3 protein-coding genes are annotated in these 3,628 nt (G+C 64.6%); all 3 read left to right on the top strand.

Translation table 11 applies throughout. From position 1 onward, the window contains the following. The first annotated feature begins 2 nt into the window (after window positions 1–2). Window positions 3–2,102 carry a YjbH domain-containing protein gene (locus tag J7416_RS22505; RefSeq protein WP_348540303.1) on the top strand — a complete coding sequence of 700 codons (2,100 nt, stop codon included), beginning with the start codon at window positions 3–5 and terminating at the stop codon, window positions 2,100–2,102. Continuing rightward, window positions 2,099–2,740 (top strand): YjbF family lipoprotein, encoded by a 642-nt coding sequence (locus J7416_RS22510; RefSeq protein ID WP_209227933.1) that lies wholly within the window; start codon window positions 2,099–2,101, stop codon window positions 2,738–2,740. Before J7416_RS22505 ends, J7416_RS22510 begins: the two co-directional genes overlap by 4 nt. Further along, on the top strand, window positions 2,730–3,628 hold an 899-nt coding region (locus tag J7416_RS22515), incomplete at its 3' end, for a polysaccharide biosynthesis/export family protein (protein ID WP_247744437.1). The genes J7416_RS22510 and J7416_RS22515, both read left to right, overlap by 11 nt.

Raw genomic sequence — 3,628 nt, forward strand, 5'->3', positions numbered from 1 at the left:
ACGTGAAGATTCGAGCAGTTACACACCTGCGAACGGGCCTTTTGGCTTTGGTTTGCGTTTTGGCGACGGGCCTTGCACAGGCGCAGTCGGTGTCCACCTATGGCACCCCCGGTCTGCTTGAGATCCCGACAGCCGAGATGTTTGATGATGGCGCGCTGGTGTTCACGGCGGCGGGGCTGCGGGATACCGGCCGGGCGACGATGACCTTTCAGTTGCTGCCCTGGGTGCATGGCAGCTTTCGCTATGCTTTGATCCGGGGGCTGGATGGTGCGGATGGCGACCGGTATGACCGCAGTTTTGATGTCCACTTCCGGTTGCGCGAAGAAAGCAGGACTGGCCCAGCGATCGTGATGGGGTTGCGCGACTTTGGCGGCACCGGCATTTATGCGGCCGAGTATTTCGTGGCCACCAAGACCTTTCGTGACCGGTTCAAGCTGACCGGCGGCATTGGCTGGGGGCGCATGGCGGGACGCGGCGCGTTCTCGAACCCGCTGGGCATCTTCGGCAGCCGGTTCGACACGCGTCCGGCGTCCAACTCGAACGGTGAAGGGGGTGAGCTGGAATTTGGAAACTGGTTCCGTGGCGATGCCGCCTTGTTCGGCGGTGTCAGCTGGCAATACAATGATCAGCTGACATTTTTGGCGGAGTATTCGCCGGATCTTTATACCCGAGAACGCGAGGATATCGGCTTTGACGTACGCTCGCCGATCAACCTGGGCGTCCAATACCGGTTCGACAACGGCTCGCAGCTGACCACATCCTACCTTTATGGCACCACGCTGGGGCTGACCTACAGCTATTTCGTCAATCCGCGCAAAGCGGTGACGCCGGGCGGGCAGGGTTCTGCCCCTCCGCCGTTGCAGCCCGAGGCGCAGGTCGCTGCGACAACGGCCGGGCGGGGCTCGGAGGATATCCGGGCGCGGATGCAGTCGGCGCTGAACCAGGAGGGGCTGCGGCTGGTCTACCTGTCCGAGACCGGCGACACGGTCCGCGTCGGGGTCGAGAACAACCGCTATGGTCAGGCGGCGCAGGCCCTTGGCCGCACCGCGCGGGTGCTGGCCAATGAACAGCCGCCCCAGAGTGAGCATTTCGACATCGCGCTGATGTCGAACGGCGTGCCGCTGAGCGCGGTGCGTGTCAATCGCGACGACCTTTATGAGCTGGAACATGACCCCGACAATGCCTGGCGCAGCTTTGCCCGGGCCCAGATCTCGGACACGCTACCGGTGGTGCAGGGTGGCGTTCTGACCGATGCCTTCCCGCATTTTTCCTACAGCTTCGGGCCGTATCTGAACTTTTCCTTCTTCGACCCCGACGACCCGCTGCGCTACGAGGTGGGTGTGGCGCTGGAGCTGGATTACACCGTCACGCCGGGCCTGACCTTTTCGACCGGGCTGCGCCAGCCGATCCTGAGCACCCTGGACGACAGCACCCGGCCCTCGGATTCGACCCTGCCGCGGGTGCGCTCGGACTGGAACATCTATGCCCGCGAATCCAACCTGCGGATCGAGCATATGACCGGCGAGTATATGTGGCGACCGGGCGAGAACCTTTATGCCCGCACCACGCTGGGCTATCTCGAGACCATGTTCGGCGGGTTGTCGACCGAGCTGCTGTGGTATCCCACCAACAGCCGTCTGGCCCTTGGGGCCGAGGCCAACTATGTGGTCCAGCGTGACTTTGACGTGCTGTTCGGCTTTCAGGACTACAACGTCTTCACCGGGCATGTCTCGGCCTATTACGATCTGCCGGGCGACTATCACGCGCAGGTCGATGTCGGGCGCTATCTGGCGGGCGACTATGGCGCCACCTTCACCCTGGACCGCGAGTTCAACAACGGCTTCAAGGTGGGCGCGTTCTTTACCCTGACCAATGTCAGTTCCGAAGAGTTCGGCGAGGGCTCGTTCGACAAGGGCATCCGGCTGGAAATCCCCATCGCGTGGATGACCGGACGCCCGTCGCGCAACAAGATCGCCCAGACCATCCGCCCCGTCCTGCGTGATGGCGGCGCACGGCTGAACGTGCGCAACCGGCTGTATGGCGTCACCCGCGAGGCGCGCGCGCAGGACCTGTCGCGCAGCTGGGCGAGGTTCTGGCGATGAAGATCCTGCGCACTGCCCTGCTGGCCCTGGTTTTGGTTTCCTGCGGTGAGGCGCAGGACGATGTCGACCTGCTCAGGGGCACGCTGTTTCCCAACGCGCCGCGGTTCAACCCGCGCGCTGAGGCGCTGGCAGCCCGCCGCCCGATCCCGCCCCGGCTTGAGGTCGGCTTTCCCAGCCGCGATCTGGCTGGCGTCATGCTGCTTGAGACCGAGCGCGCCGGGGTGCAGACCTGGCTGACCGCGGATGGGGCCACCATCACGCTGGAACGCGGCCTGCTGACCTCGGCCCTTGGCTTTGGCGACGGCATGATGGGCTCGGATGTCCGTCAGAGCGCGGCGCTGATCCTGGGCAGTGGCGCGGGCCGGGCCGAGCGGTTCCACAGCTTTCTCAACGGCGATGACGAGATCGACCTGCGCGCCTATGACTGCCAGATCACCTCGCTGGGCCCCGAGACCGTCCTGTTGCGCGGCACCCCTGTCGCCACGGAAAAACGACAAGAGGACTGCTTCGGGGTGGCAGATCGCTTTACCAACGTTTACTGGGTGCGCAACAGCACCGGCCGTATCGTCCAGTCTTCGCAATGGACCGGGCCGTTTCTGGGCAACATGTTCATAAAGGTGGTGCCCGATGACAGTTAAGTTTCTGACCCGTGGAGGACGTATTGTGCGCCATATCCCACTTTTCCTCAGTGCGCTGGCCCTGACCGGCCTGGTCGCCGGATGCTCGACCATCTACCGCAGCCCCTCGGTGACGGCGGGCGTCTCGGACGCCGGCAAGGTCCGCGTTGTGCCGGTGACACCGGAAACGGTACTGGTGGCCAACCGCTCGCCCTATGCCCCCAAAACCCTGCCATCGGTCTTTGCGCAATCCGCCGGGTCCGGCTCCAGCTCCAGCCTGCGCGGCACCGGCCCGCTGCCCGAGGCGCCATCCACCCAGGACGGATCGCGCGCAGGTCTGCAGCTGGACCCGCCGCCGCAGGTCAATCCCGGACCCTACACCATCGGCATCGGCGACGTGCTGGTGCTGTCGACCCCGTCAACGCAAGGCACCGCCGGAGAGCTGTCGGGCCTCTTGGCCGCGCAGAACAGCCGCAACGGCTATACCGTGCAGGATGACGGATCGATCAACATCCCCGATGTCGGGCGCGTCCGCTTGGTCGGCCTGACCGTGGACGAGGCCGAGGCCATCCTGTTCCAGCGCCTGGTGGAAAACCAGATCGACCCCACCTTCAGTCTCGAGATCGCCGAGTTCAACTCGCGTCGCGTCTCGGTCGGCGGCGCGGTCGGCCAGCCCGGCGTGCAGCCCATCACCCTGACCCAGCTGACCCTGGGCGAGGCGCTGGCGGCCGCCGGATCCGTCTCGGTCAGCGATATCGACAACTCTTCGGTGCGCCTCTACCGCGATGGCAATGTCTACCAGATCCCGCTGGAAGACCTCTATTCGCGCACCGAACTGCAGAACCTCAACCTGATCTCTGACGATTCGATCTTTGTCGACACCGACTATGACCTGGACCGCGCCGAGCG

Origin of the sequence: Ruegeria sp. R14_0, from assembly GCF_017743975.1 — a bacterium.
Lineage (GTDB): Bacteria > Pseudomonadota > Alphaproteobacteria > Rhodobacterales > Rhodobacteraceae > Ruegeria.

Bases quoted from the DNA above. Each gene is read 5' to 3' on its own strand.
- J7416_RS22510 (WP_209227933.1), top strand. From the start codon at position 2,099: ATGAAGATCCTGCGCACTGCCCTGCTGGCCCTGGTTTTGGTTTCCTGC.